This window comes from Acinetobacter sp. TG2027 (assembly GCF_000302435.1).
Classification (GTDB): Bacteria; Pseudomonadota; Gammaproteobacteria; order Pseudomonadales; family Moraxellaceae; genus Acinetobacter; species Acinetobacter pittii.
This window is the reverse complement of record NZ_AMJN01000040.1, coordinates 123,630-144,702: the sequence shown is the minus strand read 5'-3', so window position 1 is coordinate 144,702 and position 21,073 is coordinate 123,630. Positions and strand designations below refer to the sequence as shown.

At 36.9% G+C, this 21,073-nt stretch carries 20 protein-coding genes and 4 tRNA genes; 6 read left to right on the top strand and 18 right to left on the bottom strand.

Annotated elements, in window-relative coordinates; translation table 11 throughout:
• Positions 1-271: 271 nt before the first annotated feature.
• On the top strand, positions 272-1,423 hold the full coding sequence (locus B806_RS0110345) for an alpha/beta fold hydrolase (protein ID WP_017386495.1): 1,152 nt from the start codon (positions 272-274) through the stop codon (positions 1,421-1,423).
• Between the two features lie 707 nt (positions 1,424-2,130).
• Complete coding sequence (locus B806_RS19770; protein ID WP_005073518.1) at positions 2,131-2,454, top strand: hypothetical protein; 324 nt, start codon at positions 2,131-2,133, stop codon at positions 2,452-2,454.
• On the opposite strand, the gene B806_RS0110335 is transcribed toward B806_RS19770, so the two are convergent.
• The 8 genes from B806_RS0110335 to B806_RS0110300 form a co-directional block, all read right to left on the bottom strand.
• Entirely contained in the window at positions 2,455-2,925 is a 471-nt protein-coding gene (locus B806_RS0110335) for an AnBLUF65 family BLUF photoreceptors (protein ID WP_005073517.1), read from the bottom strand.
• Positions 2,926-3,203: 278 nt separating this feature from the next.
• On the bottom strand, positions 3,204-3,413 hold the full coding sequence (locus tag B806_RS0110330) for a cold-shock protein (protein ID WP_002115279.1): 210 nt from the start codon (positions 3,411-3,413) through the stop codon (positions 3,204-3,206).
• Positions 3,414-3,849: 436 nt separating this feature from the next.
• Positions 3,850-3,923: transfer RNA gene (locus B806_RS0110325), tRNA-Trp, on the bottom strand.
• A gap of 67 nt (positions 3,924-3,990) precedes the next feature.
• Positions 3,991-4,075, bottom strand: a tRNA-Leu gene (locus B806_RS0110320).
• 27 nt (positions 4,076-4,102) lie between these two features.
• Positions 4,103-4,176, bottom strand: a tRNA-Trp gene (locus B806_RS0110315).
• 55 nt (positions 4,177-4,231) lie between these two features.
• Positions 4,232-4,316, bottom strand: a tRNA-Leu gene (locus B806_RS0110310).
• Between the two features lie 92 nt (positions 4,317-4,408).
• A complete protein-coding gene (locus B806_RS0110305) occupies positions 4,409-5,224 on the bottom strand; it encodes a protein kinase (protein WP_017386496.1) in 816 nt (271 codons plus the stop codon).
• Complete coding sequence (locus B806_RS0110300; RefSeq protein WP_005073515.1) at positions 5,211-6,719, bottom strand: DUF3336 domain-containing protein; 1,509 nt, start codon at positions 6,717-6,719, stop codon at positions 5,211-5,213. Before B806_RS0110300 ends, B806_RS0110305 begins: the two co-directional genes overlap by 14 nt.
• Before the next feature lie 177 nt (positions 6,720-6,896).
• Here B806_RS0110300 and B806_RS0110295 point away from each other — a divergent pair, with 177 nt between their 5' ends.
• Positions 6,897-7,778, top strand: a complete 882-nt coding sequence (locus B806_RS0110295; RefSeq protein WP_002115248.1) for an ATP-binding protein — start codon at positions 6,897-6,899, stop codon at positions 7,776-7,778.
• Between the two features lie 103 nt (positions 7,779-7,881).
• Complete coding sequence (locus B806_RS0110290; RefSeq protein ID WP_017402990.1) at positions 7,882-8,985, top strand: DUF6670 family protein; 1,104 nt, start codon at positions 7,882-7,884, stop codon at positions 8,983-8,985.
• Positions 8,986-8,987: 2 nt separating this feature from the next.
• Here B806_RS0110290 and tsaD read toward each other — a convergent pair whose 3' ends face one another.
• Positions 8,988-9,998, bottom strand: a complete 1,011-nt coding sequence (gene tsaD / locus B806_RS0110285) for a tRNA (adenosine(37)-N6)-threonylcarbamoyltransferase complex transferase subunit TsaD (RefSeq protein ID WP_005068344.1) — start codon at positions 9,996-9,998, stop codon at positions 8,988-8,990.
• 145 nt (positions 9,999-10,143) lie between these two features.
• On the opposite strand from tsaD, the gene rpsU reads away from it, so the two are divergent.
• Both rpsU and B806_RS0110275 read left to right on the top strand, forming a co-directional pair.
• Positions 10,144-10,359: a 30S ribosomal protein S21 gene (gene rpsU, locus B806_RS0110280; protein ID WP_001136722.1), complete on the top strand. Its 216-nt coding sequence runs from the start codon at positions 10,144-10,146 to the stop codon at positions 10,357-10,359.
• 25 nt (positions 10,360-10,384) lie between these two features.
• On the top strand, positions 10,385-10,831 hold the full coding sequence (locus tag B806_RS0110275; RefSeq protein ID WP_002115302.1) for a GatB/YqeY domain-containing protein: 447 nt from the start codon (positions 10,385-10,387) through the stop codon (positions 10,829-10,831).
• 89 nt (positions 10,832-10,920) lie between these two features.
• Here B806_RS0110275 and B806_RS0110270 read toward each other — a convergent pair whose 3' ends face one another.
• From B806_RS0110270 to gspL, 9 genes are all read right to left on the bottom strand, one after another.
• Positions 10,921-12,348 carry a M48 family metalloprotease gene (locus B806_RS0110270; protein WP_079380935.1) on the bottom strand — a complete coding sequence of 476 codons (1,428 nt, stop codon included), beginning with the start codon at positions 12,346-12,348 and terminating at the stop codon, positions 10,921-10,923.
• A 142-nt stretch (positions 12,349-12,490) separates the two neighbouring features.
• Positions 12,491-13,456, bottom strand: a complete 966-nt coding sequence (locus tag B806_RS0110265) for a D-glycerate dehydrogenase (RefSeq protein ID WP_017402988.1) — start codon at positions 13,454-13,456, stop codon at positions 12,491-12,493.
• 11 nt (positions 13,457-13,467) lie between these two features.
• Positions 13,468-14,115 carry a hypothetical protein gene (locus B806_RS0110260; RefSeq protein ID WP_017402987.1) on the bottom strand — a complete coding sequence of 216 codons (648 nt, stop codon included), beginning with the start codon at positions 14,113-14,115 and terminating at the stop codon, positions 13,468-13,470.
• Positions 14,116-14,215: 100 nt separating this feature from the next.
• Positions 14,216-16,105: a M48 family metalloprotease gene (locus tag B806_RS0110255; protein ID WP_031944683.1), complete on the bottom strand. Its 1,890-nt coding sequence runs from the start codon at positions 16,103-16,105 to the stop codon at positions 14,216-14,218.
• A 78-nt stretch (positions 16,106-16,183) separates the two neighbouring features.
• Positions 16,184-17,725, bottom strand: a complete 1,542-nt coding sequence (gene purF / locus B806_RS0110250) for an amidophosphoribosyltransferase (RefSeq protein ID WP_005073509.1) — start codon at positions 17,723-17,725, stop codon at positions 16,184-16,186.
• Between the two features lie 25 nt (positions 17,726-17,750).
• Positions 17,751-18,338: a CvpA family protein gene (locus B806_RS0110245; protein WP_014207199.1), complete on the bottom strand. Its 588-nt coding sequence runs from the start codon at positions 18,336-18,338 to the stop codon at positions 17,751-17,753.
• Positions 18,339-18,344: 6 nt separating this feature from the next.
• A complete protein-coding gene (locus B806_RS0110240) occupies positions 18,345-19,349 on the bottom strand; it encodes a quinone-dependent dihydroorotate dehydrogenase (protein WP_005068330.1) in 1,005 nt (334 codons plus the stop codon).
• An 89-nt stretch (positions 19,350-19,438) separates the two neighbouring features.
• Positions 19,439-19,918 (bottom strand): type II secretion system protein GspM, encoded by a 480-nt coding sequence (gene gspM / locus B806_RS0110235; RefSeq protein WP_017402985.1) that lies wholly within the window; start codon positions 19,916-19,918, stop codon positions 19,439-19,441.
• Complete coding sequence (gene gspL, locus B806_RS0110230; protein ID WP_014207202.1) at positions 19,918-21,057, bottom strand: type II secretion system protein GspL; 1,140 nt, start codon at positions 21,055-21,057, stop codon at positions 19,918-19,920. The genes gspM and gspL overlap by 1 nt, the downstream gene beginning before the upstream one ends.
• Positions 21,058-21,073 lie beyond the last annotated feature (16 nt).

Below are 21,073 nucleotides of genomic sequence, written 5' to 3'. Positions count from 1 at the left end.
TTACAAAAATACTCTACCAATATTTTTTAACCATTATTAAGAATAATTTAAATTTGAATATTTAATGTATAATTTTGACCAGACATAATTTTTTATTTTAATATCATATATTTATATAAATACACTCTTAATTAAAAATAACCCCACCTTGATATCTTAAACAGAAAATCCTGTCTTTTGGGTCACTGAACTTCTCCATCATTCACTTTAATATCCTTCAAAGACCAGCTCTTTACTGTTCTGGGCAACATCTTTATAGGTTTTATATTCAATGAGTTTATTGCTTAAAGTTCGTCAGAACGTTCCACAGCTACAATCTATTAAAAAATCTCTTCAGACACGTGCTGATCAAAAAATACCTCACATGCTGATCAATGCATCAGATCTCTTTTTCAGAGGCCCTCAAATAGCGTTGTCAGGAAAAACACCTTTTGATGTGATTCATAAGCATGAAATCATTACCTTACGCCATTATAAAAATGAGACTGATACCTCTACCCCTAAACACCGCGTACCTTTAGTTATTGTTCCACCACTAGCAGTGAACATGCTCATTTACGATTTGTTCCCTACTCGTAGTTTTGTACGTTTCTTTTTAGCCCAAGGGTTTGATGTTTACTTAATTGACTGGGGCATACCAACCCGACACCAAGCAAAATACAACTTCGGTACTTATATTAAAGTTTTCATGCCAGAGATGTTAAAGCAAGTTCGCCTACACAGTGGTCAGCAACAGCTTTCTTTGCATGGTTGGAGTTTAGGCGGCGCACTTTCGCTCTGCTATACCGCATTGTTTAAAGATAAAGATATTAAAAATCTAATTATTCTCGCTTCCCCTATCGACACACACAAAGCAGGTTATATGGGGAAACTATACGGTAGTCTTACCAAACCTGCCGAATGGGTTCGCAAACATACGCCATTTCGTATTCGTCATCATGTACCAAGTGAAGCATTTCATATTCATGGTTGGCAAAATACCCTTGGTTTTAAATTAACTGACCCGATTGGAAATCTGAAAACATATTGGGAACTTTTTAAGAATCTAGATAACCGAGAGTTTATTGTCGACCATGCAACCTCAAGCTCATTTATCGATAATATGTTGGCCTATCCGGGCGGTGTCATGCGCGATATTATTCTCCGTTTCTGGATTGATAATGAACTGTCTAAAGGTGTAGTTAAATTTGGTGAACTTACCGCCTATCTAAAAGACATTAAATGCTCTGTGTTAGCTGTCGGTGGTAACACAGATATCATTGTCACAGCTGATGCTGTTAAACCACTCATGGATTTAATTAGTAGCCAAGACAAAACATTTAAGGTGGTACCCGGGGGTCATATGGGCGTAGTTTCTGGTAGTCAAGCACCCACTACGGTCTGGCCAGAAGTGAGTACTTGGTTAGCTACTCGTTCAGAATAATTAATTCAAAAGCAGTAAAGCCAGTGTAGTCAGTTCTATGCTGGCCATAATTCAAATTTTATAAGTCTGATATTCTAGTTTCATTTATATTGCAGTAGTTTTTTCTCTTAATTCAAAAGCAGCTCATTACTAGATAACTCAAAAATATAAATATAATTTCCTCACTATTAATCACATTAAAAACCCTTCAATACATAAATTTTATTTATTAAAAACACAATTTAATAAAACAATATTTTATCAAATGTTAAAATTTTTTAAATGGATTAATTTTCTCTTATTAATATTTATAAATTTTAAGAAACGTATCTCTTAAAGTTGATGTTACTTTTTGTTATTTATGTAAAGCTCATCTAAACAATATATTTACTTAAGTTCTTGTTAAACAAATTTTTTTATAAATTTAATTTTGTAAAATTTGATCATTATTTATACAAATGTAGGCAATCTCTCACAATTATGTAAGCCAAAGCTTACAACCCAAATGATTGTTTTTCTTATAATTAATTTCAGTACATATAAGCACTCTTTACTATTAAATAGAAAGCTGAATATTAATAAAGAGATCTGGAGAAAATGATAAAGTCATCTTTATTAATATAAAAACTCTTAATAATAGAAAAAGAATCTCAAAAATTAATATGTACTATCTTTCCTCTGGAAACAGAGGAAAGATACTTTTTTAATCATCAGATAGGGTATAGAAAATGTTTATTGCAAAAAATATATTTGTATATTTACTATCAATGTTAGCTTTATGCTTACTGATTATTTTCTTTAATTACATAGGAATGAACGAGACGATTAATCTTCTTCTCTCTTCTGCACTGTTTGGAATATTTATTACTTGGTATTTTAAAGGTAGTGGACTCTGTCTCGCCCTATTTAGCTTTTTTTATTGGGCTATGTTTGTCATTAGTCAAAGCTTAGAAGTGATATGGATGCTCGCAAGTTCAGTTATTGTATATTTAGTCATGACTAAAATATTACCTAAACTCAAGACCATCCATATTGGCGTGATAGCCAAATAGCTAAAACGGTTTCACCCCACGATTCACCATACCCACTTTCTTAACTGTGTTAATTTTAGTTTGTTCGGCAATGACTAATTCATTGATGAAAGCTTTTAAGTTTTGCTCATCAAGACGAATAGGATTAAAAGTACTTTCTCCCATTTTTAGAAAGAAAGATTCGATATTTGTATTACGTTGTACATATTTCATTGACCATCGTTGAAACGAGTTTTGTTCAATGGAATATGTACACAACCATTTAACATTGTGGTGTCTTTCATCATTTGTAATTTTTTCAAATAATCGTTCAACCACCTCTCGCTCACCTTCCAAGCATTGAAAGAAAGCATTATCGGCATAATAGAGCACCCCACAGATCTGATTCAAATCATTGAAATCTCGTGCTTCTGTCAAAATATCACGTAAATCTTGCAACAAATCTTCATTTTTTTCGTTACGTTGACTGGCATAACACAGGCGAACGTTCATTAGCAGTTCCGTGAAATATAAAATTTCTTTATTTAAAGATTTTTTAATCTACCATATCTTTATTACTAATAATTTATATTTCACACATATTCTAAAGTTTATTTTAAAAATATGTTCGATTATTAACTATAAGAGCTTAATAACTAATGATTTATATTAACAAGAAAATAAAAAGCCCTACTATTGAGGGCTTCTAATGCTCTAAAAGAACAATAAATTGCTTTAAAAGCTAAAATAAAAAAAAGCACTAAAAAGTGCTTTTTTTACTTGCTGTTATATTATTGTGGAATAATATTTACAGCATTTGGGCCTTTTTGCCCTTGAGTAACGGTAAATGTTACGCGTTGACCTTCATGCAAAGTTTTGAAACCAGAACCTGCGATTTCTTTGAAGTGAGCGAACACATCTGGACCGTTGTCTTGTTGAATGAAACCAAAACCTTTAGTTTCGTTAAACCACTTTACTGTACCACTTACTGTATTAGACATGATATATCCTACTGATTTCTAATATTTTAGAATCATTAAATAATGACCCTATCATAACTTTGAAAAAAGAATAACAAATTGAGCTTAATATCTTAAAAAACGAAGGATTATGACTAAAACTACGATACTTAAAAGAAGATTTACTAACAAGTCTTTTTTCTAGTTAACAGCATCATACATGAAATAAAATTGTATTCAAGGCTTTTATATAAATAATTTCCAAAACTTAAGTTAAATAAATATAAAACAATAGCTTAATAAAAAGATTAAGAAATTCAGTATATTGCTTAATTAAAAAACAATCTATGATGTGATAAAAACATTGAAAAGCAACAGCTATAAAAATATCTATTTAGAAAATTGCTTGAGCACGAATGAAAAGTTATTTTTAAAAATATAACTAATAAAAAAACTCCTGAATAGGAGCCTTATTTTATGGCAGAGGATCAAGGACTCGAACCTTGACGAACGGTTTTGGAGACCGTCATGCTACCATTACACCAATCCTCTATATTCATGATTAAACACTCAAGATTTAATCATAAAAAAAGCAAGATCATCGTCTTGCTTTTTTCAATGGTGGGGGCGAAGAGACTCGAACTCTTACACCTTGCGGCGCTGGAACCTAAATCCAGTGCGTCTACCAATTTCGCCACGCCCCCATCTGGGACATTTATTTAAAATAAATGTGGCAGAGGATCAAGGACTCGAACCTTGACGAACGGTTTTGGAGACCGTCATGCTACCATTACACCAATCCTCTTCCAAGATCTAGATGACTTAACATCTACATCAAACTTTAAGTTATTAACTTAAAGTGGTGGGGGCGAAGAGACTCGAACTCTTACACCTTGCGGCGCTGGAACCTAAATCCAGTGCGTCTACCAATTTCGCCACGCCCCCGATGGCTGTGTATATTAGCGATAAGATCTGACAGTGACAAGTGTTTTTTTTCTAAAAAAAACTAACCGTGTAAATTGTATACAGATACTAGATCAATGATTTTTATCAATTTGAATCTGTTTTAAGCAATTTATTGCTTCATCAGCATTTGAAAATCGATTTTGCTGCCGTTTTTGTAATAAACCTGCAAGTAAGGAATAAAAAATCAAAAACTGCGCGGGTAATTGAATGGTTAAATTTTGACAGTGCAAGATTGCCCAATCACGATAACTACCTGCTTCTAAGCGAGTTTGTGTTAACCATTCATATAAAACGATACCCAATGCATATAAATCGCTTTGTATTCCCTTACCCCCTCCTCTAAATAGCTCAGGAGCCATATAACGAGGTGTTGCATCCATAACTGTATCGCAACTTAAGATAGATCTCGCTTTTTCAAAATCAATTAAATAAGGCTTTTGCTGAAACCTTCTAAAATGCTCTGCCTTAACGTCTCCATGAATCCAGCCAAGTTCATGAAGTTCTGCAAGCTTATTTATTGCGAACCAAATCTTATGATATACATCAGTTAAATCACTTTCACGAGCCAATGAACCGAACCACACATCACTATCAGGTAAAATTAAAACCTTACCTAAAGAATGGCCTAGCTGAGGGATTAAATTGACCTCAATTAATTTATGAGGTAAAAGCCATGCAGGTTTTTTAAAGTGAATTTCTTCGTAAAATAATTGCTCATGCATGAAATCTTGCTCACTTTGAGCATGGGTTTCAGGCAAATGATATTTTAACCAGTAATTTTCGGTATCTATGGTACATGTCCATAAACACCGCCCTAACGCTGCACTTGTTGGCTTTGTTACACATGTTAAGTTTTCTATATGCGAAGCAAAATCATGCCTCAGCATAGTAAGACTCAGGCTGTTGTTTCTTTTCTTCAAAGCGCAAAACTTCTAAACAATGCTGAATTGTCTTACCAATACGAGCATGGGTTTCAATTGAAGAAATTTTTGGCCAAGTTGCACGTTCCCCTTCTCTTTGCAAACGCTTAAACAGATGCGGACGCGGGTTTTGCAAAGTGTAGGTATAGTGACTTAGACTATATTTAGCAATGATATTTACATCACCATAATAACGCTGTCCCATTACGCCATATCCATGATCTAACAATCTTCTAACTGGAGATATAGAACCAAGTCGTTGACGCGTAAAATCCATGATACCCATTGATAGCACTTTACCTTGGCGTCTTAGAATTCTTTCAGGCCAGCTTAAAACGTCTTTACGGAAGCGATCCGCATCATTTTGCATAAATGGAACAATATGTGGGTTAACTTGACTCGCAATGGTGTAGTTTAAATTATAAAGCCGTGCCATTCTTTCTTGTGGGAAATCGCTTCTTACACTTCCATCTACCCACTTTGTATTTGCCATATAAGGTGTATGTTCACCGTCATAACGTTTACTGGTTAAGCGTACTGGTGGGAATAAAATTGGCACAGCACATGAAGCCAATACAGCACTCCACACCAAAACATTCGGTGTCATAATGGCATTCATAATTCTTGGGTTTTCTGTTGCATCATATGGCGCCACTGCCACATTAATGTTTAAACCAGATTTTTTGAAAGCCTCTTCAAACGTAAGATCACCTAAATTCTCAATGAGGAATTTTTTCAAATATTGAACATCGGCAATTCCACCATTGCCTTTAATAAGTTCACGGAATTTCCTAAAATGAAAAGCATCACTAAAAAATTGCTCACCATTTAATAAGTTTTGGATATCTTCACTGGCAGAGGTTCCAAGCATACCTGTCATAATTGCCCCTGCACTTGAGCCAGAGAGCACTTTAGGCATTAAGTCTTGTTCAATTAAAGCCTTACATACTCCCGTATGAAAAAGTCCTAAAGTCGCGCCGCCCGAAAACATAAGTGCAGGTTGTCCATACGCCTTTTCACAGTTTTCAAAAAACTCTATTTTTTCTTTTCTTTGAAACGTAATACATTCACTTGAAGCGATATAAGCCAAGCTTTGACTAACTTCTTCAATATAGTCTTCAATTAACTTTTTTGTACCGACATGTGTTGCAGCAAAAAGCATTGGATGACCAATATTTGCAATATCGTAGGTTAGACCCTCTTTAAGTAAATAGATGAGGTCTAATGTGCGATGTTGCTGACGATATCTTTTGAGCAAAGTGTATCGATAAGAAATGAGTTCGGCATCGAAGTAAGGTGAACTATTATCAAACTTCCACTCTTGCACACCTGTTTCTTCATCTAGTTTTAATGCAAAAGACTTCCATTCCTCATAAGATTCAGCCATGTCTAATTGACGTTGTAATTTTTTGATACGGTAAGCCTGATGTGGATTCATATCACTTCGTATTTTTTCAAACATATTTCGTCCTCATCTTCACAGATGATTTTACTGAATAGACATCACAACACTATGCTCGGTCTGAACATTTCAATCAATTGCAAAACCGATAAAGTGTATAGGCAATAAGTTTTTTGTCAGCCTGTTAATTTCGGTGTTAGTATCCTATCAAACACTGTTTAACATGATTGACTTACCATGGCTACCATTGATTTACCGGACAATTTAGTTCAAACATTATCACTTGTATTAAATCAGTTACAGCAAGTCTTGCCTGAGCCTCGACAAGAAACAGATTTTACTGCACCTGCTTTTAGATGGGAAAATCAGCAACTTAATGCCATCTATAAGCCAAAAAATATTTATCTTGATGACTTAAAAGGCATTGAGCGTCAAAAAGAAAAAATTATTCAAAATACTTTGCAATTTTTAAATGGCCTACCAGCGAATGATGTGCTGTTAACAGGTTCACGTGGTACAGGAAAATCATCTATTGTTCGTGCTTTATTAACTGAGTATGCCCCTCAAGGATTACGTTTAATTGAAATTGAACGTGATGATTTATCAGACTTACCCAAAATTCAAAAACTCATTCAAAATCGCCCTGAAAAATATATCGTCTATTGTGATGACTTGGCTTTTAACGCGGAAGATGAAAATTACCGTAGTCTAAAAAGTGTATTAGATGGTTCATTACAGTCAGGTTCAAGTAATTTTATTATTTATGCAACCAGTAACCGTCGCCACCTGTTACCAGAATTCATGCATGAAAATACACCTGTAACTAAGGTCGATGTTCCCCAATATACTGAACTACATCCACAAGAAGCGATTGAGGAAAAGATCTCTTTGTCGGATCGGTTTGGTCTATGGCTATCTTTTTATCCAATGGATCAAAACCTATATTTAGAAATCGTTGAGCATTATCTTGATAAAGCAAACATGCCTTTCAATGATGAAGTTCGTGCAGAAAGTCTACGTTGGTGTCAGATGCGGGGTCAGCGCTCTGGTCGAGCGGCTTATCAGTTTTCTAAGCATTGGATTGGTTTAAACGCATTAAAAGATTTGTCTAACAATTAAATAAAATGTCCCGCAAAGCCTTAGCTTTGGCCTATAAACCGCTTAGCTTTGGCAGTTGTTTTTCATAACCTAAAACAAAGATAGCCCTTCTTTAGGTTTATATATGAAAAAACAATTGCCAAAAATTTCTACAGCTAGTAAAGCGCTTGGTAAAAGTTTATTACTTGCACAAGGCGTTTTAGACCAAGCAAAAAAATATTCAACTCTTCCTTTTACTCAAGCTCATACCATCCATCCACGAGTTGACGAAAAATATTATAGCTGGACTCATTACGGCATCTTTTTCCCGCTTTTACCAGAGCCGCATCGTTACTTAAATATTATGATTTTAATCGGTACACCAGGTGCACTTGCTTTTGACCATGATGATATCATCACTGGAAATCCTAGAAAAACAGCTACATTCTTTTCAAGCACAGCTGCTCTGGAACAAGCTTTATTGAAGGCCTATGTCATTCCCGAAGATACAAAAATTAATAAAGATGGGACCTTAATAGAACTAGGTCAGGAAATTTCAATTCAAGGCAAATTTCCGCACATCCATATTAATGGAGATTATGATGGGTTTGATTTCGACTTTGATATCGATATCACTTCACATGTTTCATGGTTTATAAAAACACCAATCTATGATCATTTTAGCCTATTGGCAAAGTTTAAAGGTTTTCTAAACTATCAAGCAGAACGCATTGAAACCCAAGGACTTTGTACTTACGAATATGCTCGAGCAGTTGGTCCTCACTCCATCACAAATAAACTTATTCCTGATGCATATAAACTACCACTTGATTTTTTCACTTATCAAATCATCAATTTAAATGAAACCACTCAGCTTCTTCTTACCAAAGCCGATATTGCAGGACAAACAGCTGCATATACCCTACATATTAGACATCTGGACCAACCAGCTGAAATTTATACAGATGTAAGCTTTGATATTATTTCGCATCAAGTTGATGACTTTGTTTCACCTAGTGGGCAAAAAATGCGACTTCCAAAATATTTTTCTTGGATCGCTAGAAATGAGGCAAAGCAAATTATCTTAAACATTCAGGCAGAAATTGACTGCCCATTCCGCTATGGTCATGGGCGAGGTTATGCGAGTAGCTATATATTTACAGGTCATTATTTTGGTAATGAAGTACAAGGCCGCGGTTATATCGAATACATTGATATCGAAAACCAACAGGCCTTTGACGATGAATAATTTTACTCAGGAATAGTGAGTTCAGTCATTGGCCATCTTGGTGTGGTCGTTACCGCTAACCCATCATGCTGACCTGCTTTTAAACGTTGATATCCAGCAAAAGCTATCATTGCCCCATTATCAGTACATAAAGCAGGCTCAGCATAATAAACTTGCGCTTTAATTTTCGCCAAAGAAGTTTCTAATTGCTCGCGTAGTCTTAAATTTGCGCTAACTCCACCTGCAATCACTAAACGTTTAAGTCCAGTTTGCTTTAAAGCTTTCACTGATTTTTTTACCAAGGTATCTACAATTGCTTCTTGGAATGAAGCAGCAATATCAGCGTCACGATTTTCGCCATTCAATTTTTTCAATTGAACAGAAACAGCTGTTTTTAAGCCACTAAAAGAAAAATCCAAGCCTTGATGAAGCATAGGTCTTGGAAACTCAAATGCTAATGGATCACCAGATAATGCAAGTTTTGCGATATTTGGCCCACCTGGATATGGCAAGCTCATCATTTTTGCAACTTTATCAAAAGCTTCGCCCGCAGCATCATCAATAGACTCACCCAATAGTTCATATTGACCAATAGCGTGGGCGGCCATCAATTGTGTATGTCCACCTGAAACTAACAATGCTACAAACGGAAATTCAGGTGGTTGACTTGAAAGTAATGGGGCCAACATATGACCTTCCATATGGTGAACACCAATTGCAGGTTTATTTAAAGAAAAAGCTAAAGTTCTGCCAAACAGTGCACCTGTCATTAATGCTCCCATTAAACCAGGACCACGCGTATAAGCAACCGCATCAATCTCTTGTTTTGTTACACCACTTTGTTCAAGCAATTGATTCATTAAAGGAATTAATTTACGCACATGGTCACGAGAAGCAAGTTCAGGTACTACTCCACCATATTCGGCATGAAGTTTAATCTGGCTATAAAGAACCTGTCCCCGTAAGCCGAGTTCGCTATCATAAAGTGCCAACCCTGTTTCATCACAAGAAGTTTCCAAGCCTAAAACAATCATCAAAACTGCCTTTTATATGAGTCAAAATATTGCAATCGCTATTATAGACTTGTGATATGAGTTGTAAATGAGTAAAATACTGACCTTCACTTGTGATCCGGCGCAATGGTGTGCCTGATCTTATCCATAATCTAGAGGATTTTACATGCCACAAGTTAAGTTGAAAGAAGGCGAACCAGTTGACGTAGCTATCCGTCGTTTCAAACGTTCATGCGAAAAAGCTGGTGTTTTAGCTGACGTTCGTAAACGCGAATTCTACGAAAAACCAACTCAAGAACGTAAGCGCAAAAAAGCTGCAGCAGTTAAACGCTACCAAAAGAAATTGGCTCGCGAATCTGTACGTACTACTCGCCTTTACTAATTAATTTGTGATTGACTGCTGAATTATGACTACTTTAAAAAACCAAATTACTGATGCATTAAAAACTTCTATGCGTGCCAAAGATATGGCAACAGTGACGGTTCTGCGTAGTCTACAAGCGGCAATTAAGCAAATCGAAGTCGATGAGCGCAAAGAGCTTGACGACGCTCAGGTTCTTGCGGTCATTGAAAAGCAAATTAAACAACGTAAAGAATCGATCAAAGCCTTTGAAGGTGCTGGTCGTAATGATTTAGCTAGTAAAGAACAAGCCGAAGCTGAGATTATCTCTCAGTTTCTACCAGAAGCTATGACTGAGGAAGAGCTTGATTCTATCATTGAGCAAACGATTGCTGCTCAAGAAGCAACTAGCATGAAAGATATGGGTAAGGTGATGAATTCTCTACGTCCGATCATAGCCGGGCGTGCCGATCCTGCTCAAGTTTCAGCAAAAATTAAAGCTAAGTTAGCTTAATTCCCCTTTTTAAATTTTATATTTCTTCCAATCAAGCTTCTTTAGTTTGTATATATTTGCACATCTGCAAATTAAGTAAGATATAACTTTTAAATCTTCATTCGTCGCTCATCTTGCATTTGTTTCAAACGACTGTCTATTCTTGCCGACATTGCTTGATTATCTTTTGCCAATCGCTGAGCATGCAACATTGATTTAATTGCATTTTCCTCACTACCTGACCAATATTCTGCTTCAGCCCGATAGCGTAGAACGTTAACCGCTCTTAAAGGTCCATTCTTATCCAAATTCGCAGCTTGCTGTAAAAATTGCCAACCTTGTATATCTCTTGGATTCTTATTAATAAATCTTTGAACCAAAGTTTGAACTTGCGCAAACTTACCTTGGCGTAGCAGCACCTCAGCCAACTTATAACTAAAAGCTTTATTTTCAGGTATCGTCATCTGCATAGAAGCAATTGTAGTATAAGCTTGATCTAACTTGTTTTGGCCAAGATAAATATCTGTCTGCAACAATGTGACAAGAGGCTTTCCACTAGATTTCGCTTGATCTAGAGTAGACTGCGCTTGTACATAATCACCTTGTCTTGTGTAAAATGCTGCTAAAGCAATCAAACCAGCAATATTTTTTTGGGACGCTAAACTTTGTAGTTGGTGTTCAGTTGCCTGATTTGCAACCACCATGGTGTACCATTTTAAAATCTCAAAATCTGCATCATATATACGGTTTTTAACTCTAGGCAGCTGGTTTGCACGCAGCCTAGCTTCACTCATACGCTCAGTCGTCAATGGATGAGTCAACCAGAAATCCGGTAAAAAACTTACCCGACTTGTAGCTCTATGCATTGTTTCAAAGTAATCAGCCATACTTTGAGGATTATAACCTGCCGCATACATATATTGCATACCAATACGGTCTGCTTCACGCTCTTGATTTCGACTATATGTTAATTGCTTATCCATGAGTGCAGCTTGGGTTCCAAGCATCACTGCTGCACCCGCATCGCCACCACCCTGCGCAGCTATAGCCACCCCCGCTAAAAGTCCTGCTAGACTTAGCAATGTTTGACCTTTAAAGGCTTCTTCAGAGCGACTAAAATGTCTTTGCGATACATGCGCAATTTCGTGAGCCATAACCCCAGCAATTTCATCAATATTTCGTGCTGAGGCAATAAGCCCTGTATTGAGCGCAAATAAGCCACCTGGGACAGCAAAAGCATTAATTTGTGGATCTTTAATCACGACTAGACCAATCGGCTGCCCAAGCTGAGTTTCACTTAAAATACTCGAAAATACCTGAAAAAATTGATCTTCTAGCCAAACATCTTGAATAACGGGCATTTGTTTGTGAACTTCACGAAAAACTTTTTCGCCAATAAATTTTTCTTTTTGTTGATCAAGCAAACCAATCCCACTTCCAATATTTGGAATTTCTACTTGATTTGCAGAAGGCTGAGGGTCGAAAGGCTGCGCGTACGAAGCATTTGTTATAAAAGCCGTACTTAAAATAATTGGCAAAAATCTCAAATGTTTTTCTCTAGTAAAATTAAACCATCAAAAAAAGTCTACTGATATAAACATAAAAAATTATGTTCAATCAATAGACTTTTAATATATCACTCGAGATCGCTTAGTTTTGCAATGAAGTGTTATTAATCATTTATGCAAAGTTTGGGTTTACCAAATATCTAGGAGTTTTATCCTCCAAAGCTTCAACTAGATTTTTATAAGCAAGATTTGCCATTTTTTTACGAGTCTCTGCAGTCGCAGATCCTACGTGAGGCAAAGTAACAACATTTGACAGTTTAAAAAGCTCTGAATCTTGTAAAGGTTCTTTTTCGTATACATCTATGCCAGCTCCAAAGATTTCCCCGCTTTGTAAGGCCTCAATCAAAGCTTGCTCATCAACTACTGAACCACGCGCAATATTTATAAAAATAGCGTGCTTTTGCATAAGCTCAAATTGAGCTTTCCCCATCAAAGCTTTCGATTCATTATTTAAATCAACTGCGGTTACCACAAAATCAGACTGTTGCAATAACTCATCTAAACCAAGATATTGTGCTTTTAAAGGCTCTGCCAATTCAGGTTTTTCACGGCGGTTATGGTAAACAATATTCATGTTAAATCCATAAAAACCACGGCGTGCAATTGCAGCACCAATATTACCAAGCCCAATAATTCCTAGCGTCTTTCCAAAAACATCTAAACCAAATTGCTGAGGCCCAACAGTTCTTTTCCATTCACCTTGTTTCGTCCAATGATCAAGAAAAGGAACTTTTCTAGCAGCGCTTAGTAATAACGTAAAAGCAAGATCAGCCGTTGTTTCAGTTAAAACATGAGGGGTATTTGATAACCAGATTTTTCTTTGGTTTAGATAAGCCACATCATAATTGTCATAGCCAACTGTTACAGATGAAATAATTTTGAGTTTTTGAGCAGGCGCAAGATTACTTTCATTAAGAAGTCGACCAGCACCAATCATCCCATCAGCATCTACAACTTGTTGGCGAATTTGCTCATTAATATCACCCAGTTTTGGATTAAGAACCACAACATGATAATCCTGTTGTAATCGAGACAAAATTTCTTCATCAATTTGGCTAAAAACTACAACTTTTTTCATGTAAATCCCTACTACTCGTTGTTATCTTGCATTAATTGCCATAACCTTTTTTTAAGGAGTGGTTTCTCCAACATCTCTTTTAAACTCGCCAAATGAATAATATTGGCATGCTGAATATAAGAACATTCACCAAGGCACAAGATCTTCTTGTCTGCTGCGACAGCATCTAAAAATCCTTGAATATATGAACCTGCACCACGTTGGTCTTGATAGTTAGCTAAAGGAAACGGCCATTTTAGTTCAGCATATTGCCCTATTTTTGCTTTTTGGATGTTATTCCAAAGCTGCTTTTCTTCTTCACTTAAATTAGTAACATCTAAAAAAATAACGCATTTTTCAAGCGCAAAAGCTTGCAAATCAAATGAAGCAATCGTAACCACTGGAGCTTGTACTTCATTACGAGGTACTACAACAGGCGGAACTTCTACTGGAAGTGGTACCGCAATTTCAGGTTCAACTTTTGGAACTTCGTTGACTTGTGGTTTTGTCGGTTGCTCAACAACTGGATTGTTCTTAGAAGGCAATATAATTGGTTCACCTTCTGGTGCAGCTTGATCTCGCCAGAGACTTTGAGCATTATTTTTTTGGCACACCTGTGTCTTAGGAATCCATACATCAATCCCCAAAGTTGCCAATATATTTCTTTGCTGCCCAATCATCTGTAAATCAATACCTCTACTCTATCTACATTCTAACGGGCTTGAGTTTTTTTTTCAGTGTTTTATTTCATTCAGATGTTTTTATAATCGTAGATGTCTTTTAAATAATCATCACACTATTTCTCTTTTGCATTTGATCCACAATTTCTTCTGTCTCAAAGCCAAAACGCCAATAAAGCAATTCAAGCACATCGAGTTCATCTTGCGTGATAATACGGTCGCTCCACAAACACATTTCTGCAATAGCTAGAATACTTAGACGGTCACGTAATAATAAACCAGCAATATCATTTAAAATTTCAGCTAGATCTAATGGCTCATCTGAAATTTCATCATAGGTATACATTTCATCGGGATTGAGCAGCGAACGTAAAATACGCTCACGTACTTCTAATTGATTTGGGCTATTAATTTGCTGAACATGAAGCAAAGCATCAATCAAACGAACAATTTGAGGTTTCACTTCTTCAAATGCAGTCGGTAAATGTAATGGCATCAAGTTCAACTCATGTTTAACCCGCTCCAGTAAAAGTGCATCTAACAACCCAATCTCACCATCTTCTTGGATAATAAGCGCTAGCTTAGTAAGAAATTGCCGAGCAATACTTGCGGGTATATGCCCAATATTTTTACAAGCATCATGAAATATTTGAATATGGATACGCCCATCCAGATTCAATAATGCATCGATAATGGCATGACTCACAGGTGCATCTTTTGGAATGAATTCCCGATATTGGCGAATCATCAAAATAGCGACCATCACTTCACGTGAACCTGTAGCAGTTTGTAATGCTCGCTGAATTAATTCAGGACGCTTTTTATTTCGACGTACATCACTACTCAGGGGCTTAATGGCATCATTTAATGCAAAACTAATTGGTGACAACCTTAACAAAGGTAGAGGCTGTGGAGATGACCACGGAATATAAATTTCTTTCTCAGATTCTTCCAAGAAATGAAATAAGCTAAACAACGGACGGTTGCGAAGTTTCTTTAAATTTTCTAATTGTAAATCTTGTAGCAAAGTGGGATTTAACTCATAAATACGTTCACGAATACTCGGATGAATATTCATCCAACTTTGCGGACTTAGTGAGTTAGCAAAACACATATGCGCGATCGACTCAGAATAAGCACTATGAATTTGCGAACCAGAGTGGTGAACATAAATACGCAATAAGGTTTGGGTATTCGCATTATTTTTTAATAGTCGCACTGTTTTTTGGTCATTACGAAATGTGCGCCCACTCAAAGTCAAATATTTAATAAAACGAGTAATCAGTACACCTAGGCTTCCAGCCAACCAAATGACTCCACCCACCGCAACAAAAACTGTTTCAAATTTATGTTTATAGCCGGGGCTATAGCGCTTAAAACCTTGCTTGGCTAATTTACTGCCCCACTGACTAAAAGTTGTTAAGCCGCTATATAAAATCTTTAATTTAGTATTCTCAACAGCCTCACCCGATAAAATCTGATTAAACTCATGGCCCAATAAACCATATAACTCAAGCTTATCCAGATTCTGTAAAGCACCCCATGTCAGAATAATTACGATATCTTTGGGATGGAAACCTGCCGTAAGTGCATTTACACCAACTTCATCAGGTAATACATATACGGTTGGAACTTTAAGTGAAAAATTTTGGGCTAAGTGTTCTGTAATTTTTAATGCCGCGAGTTCTTCGGGAGTACTCTCCTCTTTCACCAAACGACGTGCTTTAAGTTGTTTTGCTAAAGAGTGCCCACCTTTACGCAGAATATAAAGTTCGGTAACTACCGACCAAACCATAATAAAAAGTAATAGCGCAACGAAGTAAGGACTTAAGGTGTGCCACCAAATTGGCTGGCTATAATCAAAAAAATGAACGAGTAAACCTAAAATTAAATTTAAGATAAAAATGGTAAGCAGCACAGCAACCAAACACATAGTGATGGACCATGCCATATTTTTATTTTCGATGAGATAGTGGCTTACTTCTTTCAATGTAAATATTCCCAATTACATTGTTAGGTTTCATCATAAAAGAAAAAAGCGGGAAATACCCGCTTTTTTCGGCTATTTCTATTCTTCTTTGATGCCTGTTAAATCTACAGAAGCAGCATCGACATTAACGTCAATATAACCATCTTTTTTCTTCTTAGCAGAGTCATTACGCTTCTGCTCCAAATTATTTAGATAGTTACCATCAATATCACCTGTTACGTAGATTCCATCAAATACTGAGCAATCGAACTCAGTTAAGTCAGGCACTTTGCTGGTACGTACAGCATTTTTCAAGTCTTCTAATTCTTGGAAAATCAAACGATCAGCACCAATAATTTCTTGGATTTCTTCCACGCTGCGTTCTGAAGCAATAAGCTCAGCTTTAGCAGGCATATCAATACCGTAAACGTTTGGATACATTACTTTCGGTGCTGCTGACGCAAAGTATACTTTTTTTGCACCAGAATCACGTGCCATCTGAATAATCTCATTACACGTTGTACCACGTACAATAGAGTCATCCACCAATAGAACGTTCTTACCTTTGAATTCTAACTCAACAGGGTTTAATTTCTGACGTACAGATTTTTTACGTTGCTGTTGACCCGGCATAATAAAGGTACGGCCGATATAACGGTTTTTCATAAAACCTTCACGGAACTTCACACCTAGAATATTTGCAAGTTCTAAAGCTGAAGTACGACTCGTATCTGGAATTGGAATCACCACATCAATATCGTGGTCTTCGCCCCAGTCACGTAAAATTTTATGAGCAAGCTTTTCACCCATTTTTAAACGTGCTTTATAAACGGAGATTCCATCAATAATCGCATCAGGACGAGCAAAATAAACGTACTCAAAAATACATGGGCGGTATTTCGGATTAGCAGCACATTGCTTAGAGAACAACTCGCCATTTGCATTGATGAAAATTGCTTCACCCGGTTCAATATCACGCTCAATTTTGAAACCAAGAGCAGTAATAGCAACCGATTCAGAAGCAATGATGTATTCCATCTCACCTTGTTCAGTTACACGCGAACCGTAAATAAGTGGGCGAATACCGTTTGGATCACGGAAACCTACTAAACCATGACCAGTAATCATCGCCACTACACCATACGCACCTTGGCAACGCTCATGCACACGAGAAACCGTGTGAAAAATATCGTCAGCGGTAGGATTTAAAGTCCCTTTTTTCTGTAATTCATGCGCGAATACGTTTAAAAGAACTTCTGAGTCAGAATCTGTATTCATATGACGTAAATCTGTTTTAAACAGGTCATCATGAATTTCTTCTGCATTGGTCAAGTTACCATTATGCGCAAGCGTAATACCGTAAGGTGAGTTTACATAAAATGGTTGTGCTTCAGCACTGCTCGCAGAACCAGCAGTTGGGTAACGTACATGGCCAATACCATAATTACCAAGTAATGCTCTCATATGACGAGTATGAAAGACATCACGCACCATACCGTTATCCTTACGAAGGAAAAGACGGCCTTCATGGCAGGTTACTATTCCAGCTGCATCTTGCCCACGATGTTGCAACATCGTTAAAGCATCAAACAACATTTGGTTCACTGGCGATTTACCGGCTATACCAACAACTCCACACATAGCAACCTCGCAGACAAGCTAGGAATTAATAAAAAGGATTCTTTGTCGAATGGTCGGATCGGTTTTCTAAATCTTCCGATTCGTCCATTGGTTTTGGAGGAGTGCCTGATGCACTACCTCCAGATGTTATTTGATGAAATGCCTCACTTGCAGCATCTTTAGACAACTCGGTAGCCAAAGGCGCATAAGGCAATAAAAACTGTATAAATTTGGACTGTTTCCAGTGCGGTGAACTTTCAACCCAAGGTCCTACACCCTGCATTGTAATTAGTACAACCAACAAGCCCTTTAAAGAACCAAAAGCACCACCTGCTAAACGATTTAATGGCCCCAATTTCAGACTTTTCAAGAGGCCATTTAAAAATGCAGAGACGATCCATGTTAAAACAATGATCAAAAGCGCTATAAATGCAAAAGCTGCAATTTTTTGAACAACTGGATCATGACTTAAACCCGACATAGACGGAGCAAGAAGGACAGCATATTTTGCACCCATAATTAATGCAATGACCCATCCTACCAAGTTCGCAAAGGCTTTAATAAATCCTTGTCGCAAACCGTTTAGCCCCCCAATGAGCAAAAGTATCAGAATAATGATATCAATTGTGTTCATATTCACTTAAGACATAGCTGCAACACATTGTTTCACTAAAATAGGACCTGTATAAATTAGCCCACTATAGATCTGTACTAATGTTGCTCCAGCTTGCTGTTTGACTGCTGCCTGTTCACCCGACAAAATTCCACCCACGCCAATTAACGGGATTTGTCCTTTTAATGTTTGGGCAAACAAACGTAAGCATTCTGTACTTTTTTCAAAAACAGGTGCGCCTGATAAACCACCCGACTCATTACCATAAGGAAGATTTTCTACACCTTCTCTTGATAAGGTCGTATTAGTAACGATCAAGCCATCAATTTTAAACTGCACTAACTGCGCTGCAATAAATTCAACATCTTCAGCTGTTAAATCAGGTGCAACTTTCAGAACCAAAGGAACATAGTGATTATTTTGTTCAGCTAGCTCAAGTTGTCTTTCTTTTAAGGTTTGCAACAATTCAGTTAATGCATCACCACTTTGTAAACTTCTTAAGTTCTTAGTATTTGGAGATGAAATATTAACGGTAATATAAGAAGCGTAGTTATACACTTTCTCAAGGCAAATCAAGTAGTCATCAACAGCTTTTTCTACAGGCGTATCAGCATTCTTACCAATATTGATGCCTAAAATTCCTTTAAACTTTGAAGCTTTGACATTTTCAATCAGCTTATCAACACCATCATTATTAAACCCCATACGGTTAATAATGGCTTGAGCTTCTGGAATTCGGAATAAGCGTGGCTGCGGATTACCCGATTGAGGACGCGGTGTAATTGTTCCAATTTCAATAAAACCGAACCCTAACCCAGCTAAAGCATCGATGTGTGCACCATTTTTATCAAGACCAGCCGCCAACCCTACCGGATTTGGAAATTCAATTCCCATACAAGTTGTTGGTTTCGCTTCTACGCTCTGACGTAGTAGGCCGAACTTATGTGCTTTATCAAGCATAGATAATGTTAATTCATGGGCACGCTCTGGTGCTAAACTAAACAACATTGGGCGAGCAAGTGAATATAACATACCAATCACAATCTACTGATTTTAGGTAGGCATATTATAGGCACAGGGAGCACAAAACACCATGCTTAAGACCAGCATATTTTAATATGTTATTGAACCGTCGCTGTTAATTTAATCTGACCTTCACTTGAAACCATTTCCATTTTTTCAATACTTAAGCCCATTTGCGCCAGTTGGATTAAAAAGTTCGCTAAAATTGCGTAATTCTGATGAGTAACAATAATTTGTAACTGCTCACCATTTTGTTGAGAAGTAACCGTTAAACCTTGCTGTTGAGCTACACGTTGTATTTTCTCTGCTTGCCCTAACTCAAGTTCACTCGCAGGTTTCATAGTAACTGCATTACTTTGCATCCACACCATCAAATCTTTTAAATCATTTAAACGCTGTTGCTGCTGTTCTGCTAAGGAATGCATTTTCCAAAGTGAAGCCCCAATAATAGCCACTACAACAAAAATTGTAGTAAAGACCACCATGATACGTTCACGGACAGTCAAACGGTCTAAATATTGATTAACTTGTTCGACCCACTGATCAAAGCGGTTTTGCAATTGAGCTAATATTTTCATTATTGTATTTTCACCACCCCAATTGCCCCACCACCATCGGCTTGAACATTACCTAACTCCGCCTTAAATCCTTGCTGATTAAGCTGCTGTGTTAAAGCTTGCAAATCATCTGCCGATTTTGCTTTCAAGGCCATGGTTAGTGTAGAAGCATCATAATTTAATTGCTGAGCTAAAATTTGTCTTTGCATCAAAATAGGTCCAACACGACTCAATAAAGAAAGTGCTTGCGTATCGCCTTGCTTGCTCATTCTTAAATGACTTTCAAATTGGCTTTTTATATTTTGTTCATTTACGCGACTAGAAGAACCAAACCAATATTTATATTGTTCAATCGTCTGCTCAGCTGTTTGATTCGCTACATTTCTTAATTTTACCCAACGCAACAAATCATAGCTAAACTGAACCACAATTATTGCTAAAAGAATAACAGCACATGCTTTCCAGTAACCTGAGACAGTTTGCTCTTGTCCCTTGGCTTTCGGTAAAACATTAAAGGGATGCTGTTTAGGTTTATCTAAACCCTGAAATTGATAAAAAAATTCTGAACGTTGCTCAACACTAGAAGCTGCTTCTAAGCTTTCTAACTGTTCTACCGTTAACCCACTATATTGATAGTTTGTTTCAACTGGCTGGAATTCCAAAAACAATCCCAAATCATCTAGTGAATTACCCACCCATTTACTTTCGCGCGCCAGTAATTTTTGGTCAATATTACACAGGATAACTTGGTGCTCTTGCGGTTCCGGCAAAATCAAAAAGTCTGGCAACAAAGCAACCAGTTTGATTGGCAACAAATTCATCGCATGTTGCCATGTTTCCACAGTAGTTTTTGCAACGCCCAATATTGTTAATTGATCAGCATGAAAATGATGAACTACTTTCATGTGATCAATAGGCAAAGTTACAAACTCTTCAAGCAAATATTTAACACCATCTGCTCCAAGTTGCTTGTAATGAGACTTTGCTATGTGTTGCTGGAATACCTGAGCATGACGACTAGGAAAAAAGACGACAGCCTCTTTTCCTTGGTGCAATTGTAGGTCTTGTATTAATTGATCAAGGCTTTCAGCCTGCAACCAGTTTTCTCCGTTAGACCAATGCCATATTCCATTGGTTTCAGGCATCCATAAATACAGCATAATGGGCTAAATAACC